We start from the raw sequence: 20,744 nt of genomic DNA, 5'->3' as shown, positions 1-20,744 counted from the left end.
CTCCTCATCGCTCGTGCCTCGCTCTGCATCGTCGCCGGCGGTGGTCGGTCATGTGGGCACCGTCAGACCCAGACCGCGCAGCAGCGGAACCACCGCGTTGCGCACATCGGCGGCGGTGATGGTCATCATCTGCTCATCGGTGAAATCAGCACCGGCCAGGTCCATATGGTCCAACCTGAATTCTCTTTCCTCCTCGGAGCGTTCGACGACGTTGCGGACGAACCGGCCGTTGCCCGCGATATCGAGGCTGCGCCGGGCGACCCCGGCCGAATCCGGGGTCGTCGAGTTGGCCAGCTGACCGAACAGTTCCTCGAGGTTGTGCCGTGCCGCGGCCTCGAAGACGCTGTCGCGGTTCGCCGCCATGGACACGGCGATGTCGACGAGCTCGGCGGCCGAATAGGACGGGAATACGATGCTGCGGGTGAACCGCGATCGCAGGCCCTCGTTGGTGTCCAGGAAGCGGTCGAGGTCGGCGCGGTAACCCGCGATGATCACCACCAGCCGGTCGCGGTCGTTCTCCATCCGGGCCAGCAGGGTATCGATGGCCACCAGGCCGAAGTCGTTCTTCGCACCCGTCGCGACCAACGCATACGCCTCGTCGAGGAACAGCACACCGTCCAGCGCGCTGTCGATGATGGCGTTGGTTTTGGCCTCGGTCTCGCCGATGTGCTGGCCGATCATGTCGGCCCGGTGTACCTCGCGGACGTTCTCCCGCTTGAGAAGTCCGAGGCCGCAATAGATCTTGGCCACCACGCGCGCGATGGTGGTTTTACCGGTTCCCGGCGGGCCGGCGAACACCAGGTGGTGGGTGCGTTGGGCCACCGCCAGACCGCGCTCCTCGCGACGCAAGGCCATGGCGACCGAGCTCTTCAGTCGGGACACCTGGTCCTTCACCTCGTCGAGGCCGATGAACTCGCCGAGTTCCCGCTCAGCCTCTTCGAGCAACGCGGCCTTACGTTCACGCGCCTCGGGATCGACGAAATCGTCTGCGGTGGGCTCGGTTTCGATGTCCCACAGATCGGTTCTGGCGTCGATGCGGGCGGCGGTGGTGGTGGCGATACCGAACGTCGGATCGGACAGTGCCTGTTCGACCTGCTCGTTGCCCGGGTTCGCGGCGTAGAGGTCCTGCAACACGTCGGTGGCGGTGTCCTCGTCACCGTAGGCGCGCAATGACAGCGCCTTGGTCAGCGCACCGTCCACGGCGGCCACCGCCACCGGCCCTTCGGGCTCCTCGAGGTGGGACAGCGCGGGGGCGAACATACCGAGGCGGGCCAGGGCCACACCCAGGGAGATCTTGGCGGCGTGGGCGAACAGCGGGTCGAGGCCGGGGTCAGTGACCACCGGGGTCAGCAGCTTGACGACGTCGGCCCAACGCTGAGCCCGGTGCCGCAGGGCCGCGTCGACCCAGCGCGCCTCGCGCCAATCGGGCCTGCGGGCACGGATTTCGGACACCACCTCGTCGGCGGCATGGAAGTCACCCTCGATGGCCAGTCCGGCGGCGTGAGCCAACCGGAAGTCGTCCGGCGTGGTGGCGCGGAACCGCAGGTAGAGCCCGGTGTCATAGTCGAAGCCCAACGCCCCGGCCGGTAGCTCGATCCGCCGCTGCAGCGTGCCGCTGGTGTCGATGGTGCGGACCACCGCAGCGAGCACATCCACGGTGGTGGCGCCGGTGGCCGCGAGCCCGGTCCAGGCATCGCACTGGTCGTAGGCGACTCGTGTCAGCTCGGTGAATGCGCGGCGAGCGGCCACGATATCGGCGGGCCGTCGCCGGTCGTATACCGGCAGGCCAAGAGCCTTGCAGCAGGTCGCGAACCGGCTCACCAGGTCTGCGTCGAGGCGCGCTGCGCGCACTCTGGGGATTACCACACCGTTGTCCATGGGCATCGTTCCGGGGCAGCCGTCGATGCCACCCCCCACTCCTTAGGTTTGCCTAACCTGAAGAAAGTTAGCATTGCATAAGTAGCCTGTCGAGGCCCTCAGCGCAGGCTCTTGGGCCGCATGTCAGACCAGTTCTGCTCGACGAACTGCACACACTCGTCGCGGGAAGCTTCGCCGAACACCTGCCGCCAGCCTGCCGGGATCTCGGCGAAAGCGGGCCACAGGCTGTGCTGCTCCTCGTCGTTGACGAGCACATGAAACCGGCCATCCTCGGCGTCAAAGGGATTGGTACTCAACATTCCTCCTGGTTGTTGAATGTGCTTGGCGGGTGTTGCATCCTCCGCCGAGGACGCGGTCGGACAGCAGGCCCAGGCAGCTGAGGTTGGGAAAGCCCGGGCCTTGGCTGAGTCCGGACAGATTGGGCAGGAACAACTTCGGCGCGACCCCGGTCAGCGCAAGGTCGTCGCCGATGGCCTGCTGTAGCCGGTCGCTGGTCAGCGGGCCGTTCAGCCTGACCTCGAGCAGGTCCAGCACGTCCTGGCCCAGCAGCGGCAGAAACCACAGTGAGCCGGCCCCCGAACCGTCGATCACCAGGTCGAACCCGTGCACCGTCTCCAGCCGCTCGCCGTGCCGGTCGGTGTGCAGGGTGATCCTGATCCGGTCGTCGGCGGCAACACCATGCGCGACCCGGCCGCGCAGATGCCGGATGCGGTCGTCGGCCAGCAGTGAGTCCTGAACGCGCGCCGAGAACACCCCCCGGTCGGTGCGGGCCAGCACATCGCGCCGTTCGGCCACCGTCAGGCCGGCCCAGTCTGTCGGATCGCTGAACATCCGGTTCTCGAAAAAGCTCTCGCCCCTGGTGAACAACGTCGCCTGCGGGGAGATCACCGTGATCGTCGAGACCCGGTGCTTGAACAGTTCGTTGAGCATCGACGCGGCCGTCTCGCCGCCACCGATCACCGCAACCCGTTCGGCGTCGATGCGATCGTGGTCGGCAGCCAGCTGCCAGAACTGGGCAATGGAGAGGACCTGCGGATGCCCGGGCAGCACCGATCGATCGGGCTGGCCTGGGCCGGTGATCATCACCGCGTCGGCCGCGACGGTGTCGTCACGGGTATGCAGCAGCCACGACTGACCGTCCAGCGACAGCCGGGTGACCTCACCCTCGACCACGGTCAGCCCCGCGGCCTCGCCCACCCAGCACAGATAACCGGCCCACGTCTCGTGGGTGGGAGCCGGTTTGCCGCGGTCGACCCATTCGGCGAACTGCCCGGTCGCCACCAGATACGACTGCCAGCTCAGCCGCATCATCCGCTGGTCGAGTTCGGCGTTGCGGCCGGGAAGGAGCGTCGAGCGGTACGGGAATCCGACGTCCTTCTCCGGGCTGGTGCCCAGCCGGTGCCGGCCGTCCGTCCAGCCGCCGCCCGCCCGCCAATTCGCAGCGACTGCAGTCTGCTCGACCGCCACGATCTCCGGTGTGGCCACGCCCATCTCGCGCAGCATCGCGGCCTTGGCCGCCACGGCAACGGCTTTGGCTCCGGCCCCGAGGATCGCCAGCCGCCCGGTCATCGCGGTACCTCCGCCAGTTCCCGGAGGACGTCTTGCCAGATCGACTGCAGCGCAATCACATCCGCATCACTGAAGATGTCGGATAGCGTACGCCATTGGGTGACCAGCTTTCCGCCGGCGATCGCGGCGACGAGTGTCAGCTCGTGTCGTACCGCGAGGTTGGGCTCGGTCATGATCGGGACACCGGCGAGTAATCCCCGATCCAGTAACGAACCCGCGCCCAGGTCGAGCCGGCCTAGGTAATTCAGCAGCACCTGGGGGCCGCGGAACCCGCGGAGCCGCTCGGCAGTATCGGATCGCAGATAGCGCAGCAGGGCATAGTCGGTTGCCTCACCGGTTATCTCGGGCATCGGCTCGCCCGGCCTGATACGCAACGGATAGATGGCGCTGAGGAGACCGACCGTGTCATCGGCACCGGTACGTCCGTGCGTCTCCAGTGCCAGCAGCGGGACGGAGCCGGCCTGGCCACGCTGGTCGCGCCAGTGCGCGATCAGCCGGGCGCACGCATCGGCCAGCACGTCTTGGATCGGCGACGGTGCACGCAGCAGTGCCGAGGTGACGTCATCCTCGGTGACCGACACGGTGATCGCGAGGTCGCCGAACCGGTCCACCCGCGGACGAATTCGCCGGGCGCCCAGTGTCGGATCCTCGCCGTCGAGTTGCGCCAGCCAGAAGTCGACGGTGTCGAGCTTGCTCACGCGCTGGGCGAGCGTCTGTGCCCATCGGCGATAGCTGACCCGCTCACCGCCGACCAACTGGGTTCCTGGTGTGGACCAGTTGGCCGTCAGCTCCCCGAGCACGATGCGCCACGACGCGGGATCCATCGCCAGCACATGAACCACAAGAACGAGGACTCCCGCATCACCGGGACGGTGCAGCCACAGCGCCTCGATCAGGTGTCCGCGTTCCGGATTCATCCGTTCGATGGCCGCGGCGGCGTGCTCGGTGACCGTGTCGGCCAGCTCACCGCTCACCTCCACCTCGGTCAGCGGAATCCGCTGCCGGTCAGCGGGGAGGAACGTCATGGTCGGCAGATCGAGCCGGCTGCGGAACATCTCGTGCCCCGCCGCAATACCGTCCAGCAGCAGGCTCAGCCGTTCGGCGCTGGCATCCGCTGGCAGCGTGATCGCCTCGATCTGGGCCAGCCGGCGCGGATCGCCGTGCTCGTACAACCAGTGCACCGCGGGCAGGGCCGGGATCGGACCCTCCGGTTCCGGTCCGGCGGCCAGTTCTTCGGCGGTATCCCGGTCCACCGCGGCCGCCAGCTCGCGAAGTGTGCCGCATTCCAGAACCAGTCGGGCCCGCAGTGGCAGTCCCAGACGACGCGCGGCCTGAACCAACGACAGCGCGACGATGCTGTCGAGGCCCAACTCCAGCAGGTCGGCATCGATGTCGATGTCGGAGAGGCCCAGCAGTCCCGCAATCGCGTGGCCCAGTGCGACTTCCGTCGGCGTGCCGGGCAGCTCCGGAGTCTCGTCGGGGGTGGCCGCCGCGGCCAGCGCCGATTCGTCGACCTTGCCGTTGGCGGTCAGCGGGATGGTGTCGACGACCACCAGCCGGTGCGGCATCATGTAGCGCGGCAACCGGTTTCGCAGCGAGGTTCGCAGGGCCGGCACCGTAACATCACCCGCGACATAGGCGATCAGCCTGGGGCCTGCCGCCTGCCGGTGCACGGCGAGGTGTGCGTGCCGAGCGCCGGGCACGTCCTCCAGTACCGCCTCGATCTCCCCTGGCTCGACGCGATGGCCGCGGACCTGGATCTGGGCGTCGGCGCGGCCGATGAAAGACAGTGCGCCGTCCCGATCCCGGCGCACCAGGTCACCGGTGCGGTACATCCGGCCGCCGCCGGGCGCGGCGACGAACCGTGTCGCGGTCTCGGCGGGCCGGCCCAGGTAGCCGCGGGTCACCTGTTCGCCGGCCAGGTACAGCTCGCCCACCACGCCGTCGGGTACAGGGTGCAGCCATGCGTCGAGCACCACGGCGCCGGTGGAGCGGGTCGGATGACCGATGGCAGGTGAGTCGTGGTCGGTGATGGCCGCGACGACGGCCTCGACGGTCGTCTCGGTGGGTCCGTAGCAGTTGTGGGCCGCCAACAACGTTTGGGTGCAGGCTTTCCGGATATCGGTCCAGTCCGCCGACCCGACTGCCTCGCCGCCAAGTGCGAGCACCGACAGCAATCCGCGGTCCAGCAATCCGGCTCGGCGCAGGTTGCTGAACAGTGACGGAGTCACGTCGAGCATGTCGATCCGGTGCCGGTCGATGATGTCGACGAGCGCCTCGGCGTCGCGGCGGTCGGTCTCGTCGATCAGGTGCACGGTGTGGCCGAACAGGAGCCCGGCCAACGGCTGCCAGGCGGCGTCGAACGCGAAGGACCAGGCGTGCCCGATGCGCAGCGAACGGCCCAGCCGCTCGGCGGCGGGCCGCAGCATCCGCTCGACGTGATCGTCGATGTAGGCGAGCAGGGCTTGGTGAGTCCCGATGACGCCCTTGGGTTCTCCGGTCGTGCCCGAGGTGAACACCGCATAGGCGGCTTGCCTTGGCGCCGTGGGAGTCGAGAACCGCGGTGCAGTGTTGACTGCGGCCATGGTGTCTTCGTCGATGACCAGCGCGGCGCCGGTTTGGGCGAGGATCGACTGCACCCGCCCGGCCGGCATACCGTGTTCCAACGGCACGTACATCCCGCCGGCCTTGAGCACACCGATCATCGCCACCACGTAGTCGGCGCTTCTCGGCAGCCGGATCGCCACCGCGGTTTCGGCGCGCACGCCCGAGTCGGCGAGCAGTCCGGCGAGGCGGTCCGACCGTTCGTGCAACTCCCCGTAGCTCAGCTGGCCGCCTTCCCAGCACAGTGCGGTCGAATCGCTGTGCGCCACCGCGGCTTCGGCAAATCTGTCGGCCACCCCCCGCAGAGGTTCGGTGTGGGTCGGCTCAGGTGGGCCGATCGGGCGCGCCTCGCCGTCGAGCAGGATCGAGATCGCACCCAGCGGCCGGTCCCACCTCTCGATCAGCCGGCGCATCGTCTGCAGCACCCGTGCACCAAGCACATCAGCGGTCATCACACCCAGCGCGTTGTCGGTGACCTCCACCAGCAGCGTCAGTTCGGCACCCGTGCGGTAGGCAGCGATCGTCACCGGGAAGTGCGTCAGGCTCTCCATCGCGGCCGGCCGGAAGCTCACTGCGCCTGCCGAGAACTCTTGTCCGCCGACCACGCCCGAGGACGGGAAGCTCTCATAGACCAGCAGGGTGTCGAACATCTCGCCCACCCCGGCGAACGCGCGTAGCTGTGAGTGCGTGAGGTGACTGTGGTCGCGCAGCCGGGCCGCATCTCGCTGTAGCGCCGAACAGTGCTGGGCGACAGTTGTGTTCGGGTTCAAGCGCACCCGCAGAGGAATGGTGTTGATGAACAACCCCACCATGGTCTCCACGCCGGCCAGTTCGGGAGGACGGCCGGAGACGGTGACCCCGAACACGACATCGTCGCGGTCGGTCAGCCGCGACAGGATCAGCGCCCAGGCCATCTGCAGCAGTGTGTTGAGCGTGATGCCGCGCGAGCGGGACGCCGCGGCGAGCTTCTCGGCATCGGCGGCGGGCAGCGTCAACTCAGTACGTTTCGGGCGACCCTCAGCGTCGCCGCCCAGCGCCGGCGATAGCAGCGTCGGTCCCGGCGTACCGGCCAGGTGTTGGCGCCAAACCTGTTCGCCGACCGAAGGATCTCGATCGGCAAGCCAGCCGATGTAGTCGCGGTACAGCCGGGGTGATGGCAACGCGTCGGGGTTTCCACCGGCGCGGTAGAGGGTGAGCATCTCGCCGATGAACACCGGCAGCGACCAGCCGTCGATCACGATGTGGTGTGCGGTGACCACCAGACGCCAGCGCTGGCCGTGCAGTTCGATGAGCAGGAATCGGATCAGCGGGCCGTCATGCAGGGTGAACGGCCGGCTACGTTCGTGTTGTTCGAGTGCGGCCGCATGATCGTCGTCGGCCCGCACCTGCTTCCACGGCAGTTCCACTGCCGACGGCACGATCTGAACAGGACGTGGGAGGTCCTGATGCCAGAAGCTGGCGCGCAGATTGGGGTGGCGCACGAGCATTGCGCAAGCGCACTCTCGTAGCAGGTCGACGTCGAGCGGCCCGGTCACGTCCGCGGTCATCGCGATGACGTACGGGTCGTCGGCGTCGGGGCCGATCAGCGTGGCGTGTGAGTACAGGCCGAGCTGCAGCGGCGATAACGCCAAGACGTCGTCGATGTCGGACGTGGTCACGACGGATGCGCCTTCGACCATGACGATTTCAGTGCGTCCAGATCGCCCGCCGACAGTCCCGAAACGCTCATCGCCTCGTGCCGGGTGTCCGCGCCGGCCTCGGCCTGGCCGGCCGGCCCCTGCTCTTCGATCGCACCGGCCAGTGCTGCCACGGTCGGGTACTCGAAGATCATCCGCGGGTCGACGGTCAGGCCGACAGCCCGCATCCGCGCGGCCAGCTGCACCGACAGGATGCTGTCACCGCCGAGCGCGAAGAAGTCGTCGTCCCGCCCGATTCCCGCCACATCGAGCAGCTGGCCCATGGCTCCCGCGACGGCGCGCTCGGTGTCGGTCCTGGCCGGCTCGCTGGTCCCGGTGGTGTGTACCTCGGGCCGGGGCAGCGCGGGCCGGTTCAACTTGCCGGATTCGGTCGCCGGCATCGCGGCGAGCACGGAGATCGTCGATGGCGTCATGTAGCCCGGCAGTGCCGCAGCGACGGACGCGCGTACCGCGGCGGCGAACTCGGCAGGGTCGGACACCGGTTCGTGCGCAACCACGTAGCCGGCCAGGGTGGCCCCGCTGGGTCCGTCCCAGGTACGCGCGGCCGCGACGGCGACGCCGTCGGCGGCCTTCAGTGCCGCTTCGACTTCGGCGAGTTCGACGCGGAAGCCGCGCACCTTTACCTGGTGGTCGGTGCGGCCGACGAATTCCAGTCGGCCGTCCTCGGTCCACCGGCCGCGGTCACCGCTACGGTAGAACCGCGAGCCCGGCTCGGCTGCATAGGGATTCGGAATGAACCGAGTGGCGGTCAGCCCGGGTTGCTTCCAGTAGCCGCGCGCGATCTGCTCGCCCGCGTAGTACAGCTCGCCGACCACACCGATCGGCACCGGCTGCAGCGCGTCATCGAGAAGATAGACCTGCGAACCCTCCATCGGCCTGCCGATCTTGGGGGTGGGCAGGTCCAGCGGGCCACGGATCAACGCGCCCGAGGTTTCGGTGGCACCGATGGCATTCAGCAGCTCAACGGTTCTCGCCGAACTCTCACCCACGCAGGCGACAAGACGCTGCAGCAGTGAGACATTGACCGGCTCACCGCAGGTCACCAGGCGGCGTAGCGCGCGAACGGCGTCCGGCGCGTTGTCGACAAGAGCCGACACCAGACTGGCGACACCGGTGACCTGAGCCACCGAGTGCCGTTCGATGAGCCCCGCCAGCGCCTCGGCGTCACGGTGCTCGGCGTCGTCGGCGACGATCAGCGTCGATCCGGCCACCAGCCCGGCCAGTGTCTCGATGCACCCTTCCAAGAACGTCATCGGCGCTTGTGCCAGCCGAATGTCCCTGCCGGGCACCGGGTAATGCTTGAGCTGCCAGGTCAACCGGGTGCTCATTGCCCGGTGGGTGCCCACCACGCCTTTCGGCTTGCCGGTTGAGCCCGAGGTGAACATCAGGTACATCGGGTCGTCGGGACGCGGCGGGGCAAGCGGCGCAACCGGATCGGTGGCGTCCAGCTCCGCCCGAACTGCCGGGTCGTCCATCGAGATCAGTGTGACGCGAGAGGCAGCCGGCATCGACGCACCCGCTTCGGCGGTCACGACCACTACCTCGGGCGCGACATCGTCGAGCATGAATTGTTTGCGCGTCTGCGGATAGGTCGGATCCAGCGGGAAGAACCCGGCACCGGCCTTCATGATGCCGACCAGTGCGATCACCAGATCGATCCCGCGCCGCATCGACATCCCGACCAGCGAGCCCGGCCCGACACCGTGGCGCACCAGCAGGTGTGCGAAGCGGTCCGAACGGTGGTGCAGCGCAGGATAATCGAGGTGCTGGCCACCGCAGCGCAGCGCGATCCGGTCCGGCCCCCAGGCCCGGCCGGCCTCGAGCAGCCCTGGCACGGTGCGGGGCCGGTCGGGCGGCGACGGGATACCTCGGCTCTGTGCGAGCACCTGCTCCAACTCGGCGTCCCCGAGCAGGGTGACGTCCCGCAGCGTCGCGTCGGGGTCGGTGGCGAAGGCCTCGATGACCTGGCCGAGCCAGTTCGCGAATCGATGCATCGTCGAATCGTGGTACAGCTCGGTGCGGTAGATGAGGTGGCCTCGGTAGCCGTCGTCACCGACGAAGAAGTTCACGCTCAAATCGGCGTGGGCCACGTCGAAGGTCGGCTCCAGCGCGGTGAACCGGGTCTCCCCGTCTCCTCCGGCCTCGATGAGTTGATCTTCGGGCATCTCCTCGCGGACATGCACGACGACTCCGAACAGCGGGTTACGGGACAGCGATCGCACCGGGTTGACCGCGTCGACCACCCTGTCGAACGGAAGATCGGAGTTGGCGTAGGCGGCCAGCGCCATCTCGCGGGTCCGCAGCAGCACTTCGCGCAAGGTGGGGTTGCCCGACAGGTCGTTGCGCAGTACCAGGATATTGACGAAGAAGCCGACCAGGCGGTCCAATTCGGCGTCGGTACGACCGGCCACCGGGGTGCCCAGCGGGATGTCGTTACCGCCGCCGGCCTTGTGCAGAACAACGGCGATCGCGGTCTGCAGCAGCATGAACTCGGTGATGCCCAGTTCGCGGCTCAGCGCGGTGAGCCGCTCCCGCACATGGGCGTCGAAGCGCAGCGGAATCGCCGCGCCGGCACCGCCGGCCATCGGCGGCCTGGGCAGATCCGGGCGCAGTCCGGTGTCCTCCGGCAGCCCGTCGAGTTGCCGCACCCAGTAATCGCGTTGGGCGTCCATCAATTCGGCGTCGGAGAGCAGTTCGACCTGCCAGGCGGCGTAGTCGCGATACTGGATCGGCAGGGGCTGCCAGGATGGCGCGCGCCCCTCCCGCCGTGCACGGTATGCGGTGAGCACGTCGGTGAACAGCACACCGGCCGACCAGTGGTCGGCCGCGATGTGATGCACGACCATCGACAGCACGGTCTCTTCGGGGGTGCGCAGCACCGCGATGCGGATGGGCAGTTCTGACTCGAGGTCGAAGCGGTGTGCCCGCTCGCTATTGAGTTGTGCTGTCAGCCAAGCACTATCCGCGCCTTCCAGGCGCCGCACACCGACGGCGTCGGCGGTCTCGACGGTCTGGTGGGGCACACCATCGATCTCGCGGTACACGGTGCGCAGGATCTCGTGACGGGCGACGGCGTCGCCGACGGCGGCGACCAATGCGTCGACGTCGCACGGTCCGGTCAGCCTGGCTGCGAACGGGATGTTGTTCACCGGGCTCGGCCCGTCGACGCGGTATTGGAACCAGCTGCGCAGCTGCGCCGCCGAAAGCGGGGAGTGCTCGGCATCGGTGGCACGGGAGATGAGCTGCGGCCGAATCGAATTCGGTTGGGCAGCACGCAGACCATCGATCAGGGTGGCAAGCTCACCGGGGGTACCGCGCTCGAAGATGTCGCGCACGCTGACCTCGACACCGCATGCCTCGCGGACGGCAGCGACCAGCTTGGTGGCCAGCAACGAGTGTCCACCGAGGCTGAAGAACGAGTCGTCACAGCCGACCTGGTCGGCGCCGAGCAGGTCGGCGAACAGCCCGGCGACGGCACGTTCGGTCTCGGTGACCGGCGCGCGATAGTCGACCGCTGGTCCTATCTCGGGCTCCGGTAGTGCCGCCCGGTCGAGCTTTCCATTGGCGGTGACCGGGATCTCGTCGACGATGACGTATGCGGCCGGGATCATGTATTCCGGCAGCGCCGCGGTGACCCTGCTCTTGATCCGGTCGACATCGACGGACTCACCGGCGGCCGGCGCCACATAGGCGATCAGGCTCTTTCCGAGGTGCGACAGCTCGGTGGCGACCACGACCGCGTTACCGACACTGGGGTCGACCGTGATCGCAGCGGCCACTTCTCCGAGCTCGATGCGGAAGCCGCGGATCTTGACCTGCTCGTCGGCACGGCCGACGAACTCCAGATCGCCGTTGTGGTTGCGGCGGGCCAGGTCACCGGTCCGGTAGAGCCTGCCGCCCGGGTTGAACGGGTCGGCGACGAATCGTTCGGCGGTCAGCACCGGACGGTTGTGGTAGCCGCGTGCGAGTTGGGTTCCGCCGATGTAGATTTCACCGATCACGTCGACGGGCACCGGTCGTAGGGCGTCATCGAGCAGACGGATCGTGGTGTTGATCTTCGGCGTGCCGATGGGCACAACGCCCGGCCCCTGCCTGCCCTCGACCTTGAAACGTGAGGCGTTGATCACGGTTTCGGTGGGACCGTAGAAGTTGTGCAGCAACGCGTCGAAGGTGGCGTGGAACTTGTCGGCGAGTTCGCCGGGCAGTGCTTCACCGCCGATCGGCACCCGGCGCAGGGTGCGCCACTGTTCGACTCCGGGCAGCGACAGGAAGAGACCGAGGAGGGAGGGCACGAAGTGCATCGACGTGATGGCCTCGCGCTGAAGCAGATCGGTGAGATAGCCGATGTCACGCAACCCGTCGCTGCGCGGGATCACCAGGCGCGCACCTTGTGCCAGCACTCCGAAGATCTCGCCGATGGACACGTCGAAGCTCGGCGAGGCGACCTGCAGCAGGTGGTCGTCCGGGCTGATCCGATACTCCTGGGCGAACCAGCGGAAGTAGTCGGCGACGGGCAGGTGCGGTACCGGCACGCCCTTGGGCAGACCGGTCGACCCCGACGTGTAGATCAGGTAGGCGGTGTTGTCCGGCCCGAACGGCCGCGTCAGATCCGATGGCGCGAGATCGTCGGCGGACAACTCATGGGTTCCGGTGATCGGCTCCCGCACCACCAGCTTGGGATCGGCGTCGGCGAGGATGTACGCAATGCGGTCGGCCGGATATTCGGGATCGACGGGTAGGTAGACTGCGCCCGCTTTCGCGATGCCCAGCGCGGTGATCACCAGCTCCGGCGATTTCTCGAGCAGTACTGCGACCCGATCCTCGGCGCCGATCCCCTGCGCGACGAGCCAGCGTGCGTGCTGGTTGGCCGCTTCATTGATCTCGCGGTAACTATAGCGGCGCCCCTCGTAGACGACCGCGATCGCGTCCGGTTGCAGCGCGGCCCGCTCGGCGACCAGCTCGCCGAGTGTCATTGGGGGGCAGTAGAAATCCTCACCGCGTGACACCTGTTCGAGCCACTCGTTGTCGGCCTCGCCCAGCAATGCCAGATCGGCCAGCACCCGGTCGGGCTCGGCCAGGGCGTCTTTGAGGAGCACGACGAAGCTGTCGAGCAGTTGCCGGGCCAACCGCGCATCGATCACCTCGGTGAGGTACTCGGCCTCCACCTCGACCTCGCCACCGGTGAACTCCACCATGAAGCCCAGTGGCAGCTGGGCGAACTGGCCGCGGTACTCGGCCCGCCGGCTCTGCAGCCCAGGCGGGTTGAAGCCGTGCCCCTCGGATTCGCGCACCCCGAATCCGACCCGGGCCATCCGCTCGACACCGTAGCGCCGGTCCGGGTTGAGTTCCCGCACCACCCGGTCGAGGTTGACGCGCTGATGAGCGAAGGCACCGACGGCGGTGTCGCGGGCGGCGATAACGAGGTCGCGGAAGGTGCCCCAGCGGTCGGGCCGCATCCGCAGTGCGACGGTGTTGCCGTAATAGCCGATGACATCGTCGGAGGTGCGATTGAGAACCGGTGCGGCGACCAGGAAGTCATCGGCGTGGGTATAGCGGTGCATCAGCGCGGAGAACGCCGCGAGTAGCACCATGTACGGCGTAGCGCCCGTGTCGCGCGCGAGTCTTGTCACCGCGTCGACGGTGTCGGTGCCCAGTCGGGTCGCGCACCGGTCGGCCCGCCACTCCGTGGGCACTGCCGATCCGTTGGCTCCGGGGAGTTCCAGCGGTTCGGGTGGGTCGACGAGAAGTGCCCGCCAGTACTCCACATCGGCGTCGTCGGTACCGGACAGCGGTCCTTCGGCGGCTGGCGCCGGCTCGAGGTCCTCGTCCCGATAAGCCCTGGTGAGATCGGCGAAGAACACCCGCCAGGAGGCGTCGTCCCAGGCGATGTGATGGGCCGCCAGCAACAGCACGTGCTCGTCGCGCGCGATCCGGGCCAGCGTGATCCGCAGTGGCGCTTCGGTGTTCAGGTCGAACGGTGTGGTGAACGCCCGCTGCGCGAGGACCTCCAACCGCAATCCGCAGGCCTGCGCGCTGAGCTCACGCAGATCATGCTCGGCCCAGTCCGGTTTCAGGTCGTCGTGCACGCATGCGCGCGGCTCGCCGTCGGCGCCAGTGCGGTAGGTGGTGCGCAGTATCGGGTGGCGCGCGGCAACGGCGTCGACCGCGGCGTGAAGTCGCGAGGCGTCGAGATCGCCGATCAGCCGATAGGACACTCCGACGTTCAGCAGCGCGCCGGTGGTGTCAATGGAGTGGACGAACCACATCCGGCGCTGGCCGTCCGTCATCGCAGCGGGGTCCGCCGCCGCGGCCGGCTCTGCCAGCAAGCCGCGCTGGGCGAGCTTGTGGCGCAACAGCTCAAGGCGCTGCCGGTCGGCGGCAAGAACGTCAGTCATTGGGATCTCCTCGGTGTGGGTGATCGTCGAGCGCGGCGGCGTCAGCCCGGTGGCCGCTGCACTGAGTCGCCGGCTGTCGTGAGCGCCAGGGCCACCGCAGCGCTGTCCATGTCGGTCACTTCGAGGTACAGCTCGGCGATCTCCTCGATCCGACCGGCGGGTTCCAGTTCCCGGAGCCGGTTGGCCAGGCCTTCGATGGTGCGGGTGGCGAAGATGTCGGCGACGCTGACGCCGGAGACATCCAGCCACTGCCGGATCCGCGCGACGACGGTGGTGGCCAGTACGGAATCACCGCCCAGACTGAAGAAGTCGTCGCCGACTCCCAGCCGCGGTACGCCGAGCACCTGGGTGACGATGGCGGCCAGCGCCGACTGAAGGGGCCCGGATGGTGGCCGGTGCCCAGCAGCGGATTCGGCGTGATCGGCCAAGTGCCGCACCACAGCCGGCCGGTCGACCTTTCCGCCGACTGTATAGGGAATGCGGTCCAACACCTCGATGTGTTGCGGAATCATATGGGGCGGAAGGGCTTTCCCCAGACGTTGCCGAAGTTCGTCGACCCCCGGCGAGTCCGGTGCGAGCACGACACCCGCCGCCAGCCAGTCCTGTGAGCCGGAACGGGACGCGACAGTCACCGCGACCGCGCCGGTCACGCCCGGCACCCGCTGCAGCGCTGCCTCGACCTCACCGAGTTCCACCCGGTACCCGCTGATCTTGACCCGGTTGTCGGCTCGGCCGACGAATTCGCAGGTCCCATCCGGCCAGAACCGGGCCAGGTCACCGGTGCGGTACCAGGTCACGCCGTCGTGGTCGACGAAACGTTCCGCGGTCAGGTCGGGCCTGCCGCGATAGCCGCGGGCGATGCCACGCCCACCGATCCACAGCTCACCGACCACCCAGTCCGGGCAATCGTCGCCGCTTGCCGTCACAACGCGACACCGGTTGTTCGGCAGGGGTTTTCCGAACGGAATCGCGGTCCAGTCCGGCGGCACATCGGCCACTTCGCACATGGTGTTGTGGATCGCGGTCTCGGTGGCCCCACCAAGTCCGGCGAACCGCACGTCGGGAGCGCGCTCCCGCAGTAGCCGAGCCATCGCCGGGGTGACCCAGTCCCCGCCGGTCGGGACCACCCGAATCGTCGGTAGCGGTCCGGCGACCTCGAGCAGCATGGCCAGCCAACCGGGCAAGAAGTGCAGCACCGTGACCGCGTGAGTCTCGATGAGGCGCACCCAGTGATCCGGGTCGCGACGATGCTCCTCGTCGACGACGACGATCGCGCCGCCGGTGGCCAGGGTGGCGAAAACGTCCAGTACCGAGATATCGCACTCCAGCGTGGACAGCGCCAGGCATCTGTCGCCGGGTCCGAGCCCGAAATGTTCGGTGATGAACTCGACGGTGTTCATCGCGGCGTCGTGGGTGACCTCGACGCCCTTGGGCTCACCCGTCGAGCCCGAGGTGAACAGCACGTAGGCAAGCCGACTGGGTTCGCCGGTGACGAAATCCAATTCGATCCCCGAGCCCCGCGCGATGGCCTCGCCGATGGTCATCGCCGGCACTGCCATATCGGGCAGTTCGGTGCCGCACACCAACGCGATATCCACCGTCGCGCCCGCGACGATCCGCCGAGCCCGCTCCGCCGGCTGGTCGGCACCGATGGGCAGGTAGACCCCACCGGCTGCATGGATCCCCAGCAGCGCAGGCACCTGCTCAGCGGTCTTCGGGCCGAGCACCGCGACGGTGCCCCCGTCTAGGAGGCCCGCGGCACGCAACGCGGCAGCCACCGCCAGCGCCTGCCGCCGCAGTTCCGCATACGACCAATCACCCAGGCTGCTGAAGACCGCCGGGGCGTCGGGCTGGCGCGCGGCCGTGTCGAAGAAGCCGTCGTGCAGCATCCGCCCGCTGGGGGTGGTGCTCGTCGTCACCACTGCCCGCACGGCGCATTGCTGCGGAGGCAGGAGCGACTCGCGGGGGGCTTCCCAGGCCGCGTCGTCGTGCGCCAGCCGCCGCACCTCGTCGATGTGGCGGGCGAACATCGCGTCGATCACGCCGGGGCAGAACGCGTCTTCCCTGACGTCCCAGTTCAACAGGACGCCGCCGTCGAATTCGGTGACTTGAGCGTCGAGCAATACCTGAGGACCTTGGGAGATGATCCATTCCGGCGAGCCGAATTGTGTTGTCACTTCGGGGCTGAACAGCTCACCGAGTCCGAGCGCGCTGGTGAACACGACCGGCGCCAGCACTTGCGTCCCGCGATGACGGCTGACGTCTCGCAGCACCGACAGGCCCGGATACGACGCATGCGATGCCGCCTCGTGCATGGTCTGCTGCACCGCCTGCGCTCGCTGGGTGGGAGTGTCGGCAGCGGCGAGGTCGATATCGAGAAGCAGTGACGAGGTGAAGTCACCGACTACCCGATCAATGTTGGCGTGCAACGGTTCCCGCCCGAACAGCGGGACGTTGAGCAGGAAGCGCGGGTCGGCCGACCAGCCGGCCACCGTGTCGGCGAACGAGGCGGCCAGCGTCATCGCCGGTGTCACGCCCCGCTGCCGGGCACGGTCGAACAGCCCGTCGCGGGTGGCCGGATCCAGCCAGTACCAACGTCGCCCTGGCCGGTTCGGGTCGGTCTGCTGGGCGGCCGGCCGCAGCGGCAGTGCCGGCGCATCGGGCAGCTCGGGCACCCGCGCGGCCCACCACTGCCGGTCGGCTTCGAAACTGTCGGGCTGCGAAAGTTGTTGGCGGTACTGCTGATAGGTGTAGCCGATGTCAGGAAGCGGCTCACCGCGGTACAGCGCGGCGAGGTCGGCCATCAGCGCCCGATAGCTCATCGCGTCGGCGGCCTGCATATCCAGGTCGACATGGAGGCGGGTGCGGTCCCGCGGCAGCAGGGTCAGCGTCAGCTCGAGGACCTGACCGGACAGCTGCTGGCGCGACTTGGCCGCGCGGATGGTTGCCAGCTGTCGGTCCACCGCGGCGTCGTCCGCGTCGCGAAGGTCGGTGACCGTAACAGGAATCGGATCCGGCGCGCTGCCGATGCGCTGGGTGCCGTCGGGGAGGAATTGCACGCGCAGCATCGGATGACGGGCGGCCAGTCGGGCGGCCGCCCGGCGAATCCGCTCCGGGTCCACCGCGGAGCCGTCGAACTCGACATAGAGATGGCCGGCCACGCCGCCCAGCTGTTGGTCGGCATGCCTGCCGATCCACATCGCGTGCTGCATCGGCGCCATCGGGAAGGGCTCACCATCGGCAGACTGGGGCGCAGCCGGCGCCGGGTCGGGCCGGTCGGCCGGGGTGAGCAGGGCGGCCCAGGCGCGGACCGACGGGGCCGCGGCCAGCCTGGCGAAGTCGATGTCGAAGCCGGCCTTACGCCAGCCCCCGGCCAGCGTCATCATCCGGATCGAATCCAGCCCCTGTGCGATCAGGTCGCCATCCGGGTCGATCTCGCCGTGGTCGATGCCGAGCAGCTCGGCGACCCGGTCGGTGATCATGGCCGCTTGCGGACCTCCCAGGTGTGGGGAGCCGTCTTCAGCCCCGGTCACTGTCGCCTCCCTGCACCTGTACAGCCTTGCCTAACTTTGGGAAGGCTACCCTATGCTCACCAAGCGGACACGCCTACCTCAGGGAGCGCAATGACCGGGTTCACGCCCTTCCCGCCGGACCGCGCGACGGCCTACCGCGAGGCGGGTTATTGGACCGGTCGGCCCCTCGACGAGATCCTTCGATCGGCGGCCGAGCGCTGGGCCGATCACTCGGCCGTCATCGACGGTCGGACCCACCTCACCTACGCCGAGTTGGACCGGCGCGCCGATGCCGCAGCGGCGGGACTTCTCGCCATGGGGATCGGCAGTGGGCAGGCCGTATTGGTGCAGCTGCCGAACAGTTGCCAGTTCGCGGTCGCGCTGTTCGGCCTGTTGCGCGCCGGCGCGTTGCCGGTGATGTGTCTGCCCGGCCACCGCGACGCTGAACTCGCGCACTTCCTCGACGTCAGTGCCGCCGTCGGCATCATCGTCGGCACCGACGCCGGGTACGACTTCCGGGCGATGGCGCAGCGGCTACGCGACCGTGACAATCACCTCGAGCACATCATCGTCGACGGCGACGCGGGCCCGCACACCTCCTGGGCACAGCTGTGCGCGGGCGACGGACAGCCACCTCGGCTGCGCCCGGACATCAGCGGGCCGGCCCTGCTTCTGGTGTCCGGGGGTACGACCGGCGCGCCGAAGCTCATCCCCCGCACCCACGACGACTACGTCTACAACGCCACCGCCAGCGCCCGGCTCTGCCAACTGACCAACTCGGATGTGTATCTCGTCGCTTTGCCTGCGGGCCACAACTTTCCGCTCGCGTGTCCCGGCCTATTGGGCGCGATGAGTGTCGGCGCGACGGTGGTGTTCGGGCGAGATCCCAGCCCGGAAGCGGCCTTCGCCACGATCGCCCGCCACGGCGTGACCGCCACGGCACTGGTGCCTGCGCTGGCACGGTTGTGGGCGCAGGCCTGTGAGTGGGAGGAACAGCTGCCGGCCACCTTGCGATTGCTGCAAGTCGGTGGTGCAAAGCTCGCTGCCGACGACGCCCGGCACATCCGGTCCACGCTCACCCCCGGACTGCAGCAGGTGTTCGGCATGGCCGAAGGCCTGTTGTGCTACACGAGAATCGACGACCCCGCCGAGATCGTCGAACAGACCCAGGGGCGTCCGCTGGCCGAGCACGACGAGCTGCGAATCGTCGACGACCTCGGCGTCGCGGTGCCCGACGGCGAGCCCGGTGAACTGCTGGTGCGCGGGCCGTACACGATCAACGGCTACTACCGGGCGGCGGCGGAGAACCAGCGTTCGTTCACCCCGGACGGCTTCTACCGCAGCGGCGACAAGGTGCGCCGCTTCGCCAACGGCTACGTGGAGGTCACCGGCCGGGTCAAGGACGTGATCCTGCGGGCCGGCGAGACGGTATCCGCCCTCGATCTCGAGAGTCATCTGCTGACCCATCCGGCGGTCTCCGCCGCGGCCGCCGTCGGCCTCCCCGATCCGCACCTGGGTGAGAAGATCTGTGCTGCAATTGTTTTCCGGGGAAATCCGGTCTCACTGCCTGAGCTCAACCACCATCTCGACGCCCGCGGTGTTGCCGCGCACAGCCGGCCGGACATGGTCGCGCCGATGTCCACATTGCCGACCACAGCGGTGGGAAAGGTCGACAAGCGCGCGATCCTCGCACAGTTGGCTCCCTAGACCGGGTCACTCCGCCCGCGGGACCAGATGGGGCGCCAGGCACCCCATCTTCTCGCACGTCTCCTCGAATTCACGCTCGGGTGACGACGCCGCGATGATGCCCGCACCGGCACGCAGCCACGTCCGCGAATCGACCTCGTAGATCGCGCGCAGAGCGAGCGCGGCATCCAGGCCGCCATCGGGCGTGAACATCGCGACCGCCCCCGAGTACAACCCCCGCGGCATTTCATCGAGCCGCAGAATCGCCTCTACCCCAGGTGCTTTCGGGATTCCCGACGCTGTGACCGCGGGGAACAACGCCTCCAGGGCATCCATCCGGTTGTGCGCGGGATCCAGCCTGGCGCCGACGGTCGAGCCGAGGTGCTGGACGCTGCCGCGTTCCCGCACCGTCATGAAGTCGGTTACCGCGACGCTACCGGGCTCCGCGACCTCAGCGATCTCGAGCATCGATGTGCGGACAGACAATGCGTGTTCGACGATCTCCTTGGAATCGGATTCCAAATCGTCACGGGCGGCTTGGTCATCACTGATCCCACGGCCGAATGCCCTTGTGCCGGCCAGCGGTTCGGTGATCACCGCTCCGTCACAGTGCACTGCGGTCACCAGCTCGGGACTGAATCCGAGCGCCCGGATGCCACCGAGACGCATCAGGAACGACCGTGCCGGCGTGTTGTTCCTGCGGCCGACACTGTAGGTCGCCGGGAAATCGACGGTGAAGGGAACATCGACGGTGCGAGACAGAATCACCTTCTGATAGCGGCCATCCCGGATCTCGGCGACGGCCGTCGCGACGCGGTCCCGGTACCCGCTGTGATCGGCAGAGACATCCACCTCACGGACCCGCCGGTTCATCTCGTCGGGCCGCAGGTCGGTCACGGCCGCGCGAAGCGCGTCGTCCCCGTTGATGACGTCGATCCCGTTGGCCGAGATGATAACCCGGCTGACGGGAGTGAAGATCCGTGCCAGCGGTGTACCGGCGGGAACTCGGTCGAACAATCCCAGCCGGTGCGCGCCGAGCTCAAAGGCGATCCACCCGAACGCCGGTTCGCCGTGGGCCTGCACGGTGTCCAGTGCTTCAGCCAGCACCGCCGCGGGCCGCCCGCTCCACCGGTGGCTCACCACGGAGCCGCCAGCGCTGACGCGGCATTCGTCGCGATCGAGCTCGATGGACGCCCGAGTGCCGATCGCCAGCGTCCAGGACCCGTCCTGCTCGTAGACCAGATAGTCGGCGCCGCTGCGCTCGGCAACGGTGTCAGCCAGGTGTGCGACCACATCTGCCGGAGCCATTCCGTCCGGCAGTCCTGCCCACCCGGATGTCTCGATCGGCGATCGCGGTGCCGCGGTCACATCGGTCATTCGTTGAGGGTAGCCTAACCTGTGTT

At 68.2% G+C, this 20,744-nt stretch carries 8 protein-coding genes; 1 reads left to right on the top strand and 7 read right to left on the bottom strand.

Features of this window, described 5'->3' with window-relative positions; genetic code table 11:
* Positions 1-48: 48 nt before the first annotated feature.
* The 6 genes from eccA to HPC46_RS04635 all read right to left on the bottom strand — a co-directional run bounded on the left by eccA (position 49) and on the right by HPC46_RS04635 (position 17,625).
* Entirely contained in the window at positions 49-1,878 is a 1,830-nt protein-coding gene (gene eccA, locus HPC46_RS04660; protein ID WP_325096564.1) for a type VII secretion AAA-ATPase EccA, read from the bottom strand.
* 98 nt (positions 1,879-1,976) lie between these two features.
* The gene (locus HPC46_RS04655; protein ID WP_179467268.1) at positions 1,977-2,174 is read right to left on the bottom strand and encodes an MbtH family protein; all 198 of its coding nucleotides are present in this window, start codon (positions 2,172-2,174) and stop codon (positions 1,977-1,979) included.
* On the bottom strand, positions 2,155-3,447 hold the full coding sequence (gene mbtG / locus HPC46_RS04650; RefSeq protein WP_179467266.1) for an NADPH-dependent L-lysine N(6)-monooxygenase MbtG: 1,293 nt from the start codon (positions 3,445-3,447) through the stop codon (positions 2,155-2,157). The genes HPC46_RS04655 and mbtG overlap by 20 nt, the downstream gene beginning before the upstream one ends.
* Positions 3,444-7,730 (bottom strand): non-ribosomal peptide synthetase, encoded by a 4,287-nt coding sequence (locus tag HPC46_RS04645; RefSeq protein WP_179467263.1) that lies wholly within the window; start codon positions 7,728-7,730, stop codon positions 3,444-3,446. Before HPC46_RS04645 ends, mbtG begins: the two co-directional genes overlap by 4 nt.
* On the bottom strand, positions 7,706-14,143 hold the full coding sequence (locus tag HPC46_RS04640) for a non-ribosomal peptide synthetase (RefSeq protein ID WP_179467261.1): 6,438 nt from the start codon (positions 14,141-14,143) through the stop codon (positions 7,706-7,708). The genes HPC46_RS04645 and HPC46_RS04640 overlap by 25 nt, the downstream gene beginning before the upstream one ends.
* 41 nt (positions 14,144-14,184) lie before the next feature.
* Positions 14,185-17,625: a non-ribosomal peptide synthetase gene (locus HPC46_RS04635; protein ID WP_179467377.1), complete on the bottom strand. Its 3,441-nt coding sequence runs from the start codon at positions 17,623-17,625 to the stop codon at positions 14,185-14,187.
* Between the two features lie 141 nt (positions 17,626-17,766).
* On the opposite strand from HPC46_RS04635, the gene HPC46_RS04630 reads away from it, so the two are divergent.
* Positions 17,767-19,362, top strand: coding sequence for a (2,3-dihydroxybenzoyl)adenylate synthase (locus HPC46_RS04630; protein ID WP_179467259.1), 1,596 nt, complete (start codon positions 17,767-17,769; stop codon positions 19,360-19,362).
* 6 nt (positions 19,363-19,368) lie between these two features.
* Here the strand turns inward: HPC46_RS04630 and HPC46_RS04625 are convergent, their stop codons facing one another.
* Positions 19,369-20,718, bottom strand: a complete 1,350-nt coding sequence (locus tag HPC46_RS04625; RefSeq protein WP_179467257.1) for a salicylate synthase — start codon at positions 20,716-20,718, stop codon at positions 19,369-19,371.
* Positions 20,719-20,744 lie beyond the last annotated feature (26 nt).

It is taken from the genome of Mycolicibacterium vinylchloridicum (assembly GCF_013404075.1).
GTDB lineage: Bacteria > Actinomycetota > Actinomycetes > Mycobacteriales > Mycobacteriaceae > Mycobacterium > Mycobacterium vinylchloridicum.
The sequence above is the reverse complement of the archived record's forward strand: the minus strand, read 5'-3'. Positions and strand labels throughout refer to the sequence as shown.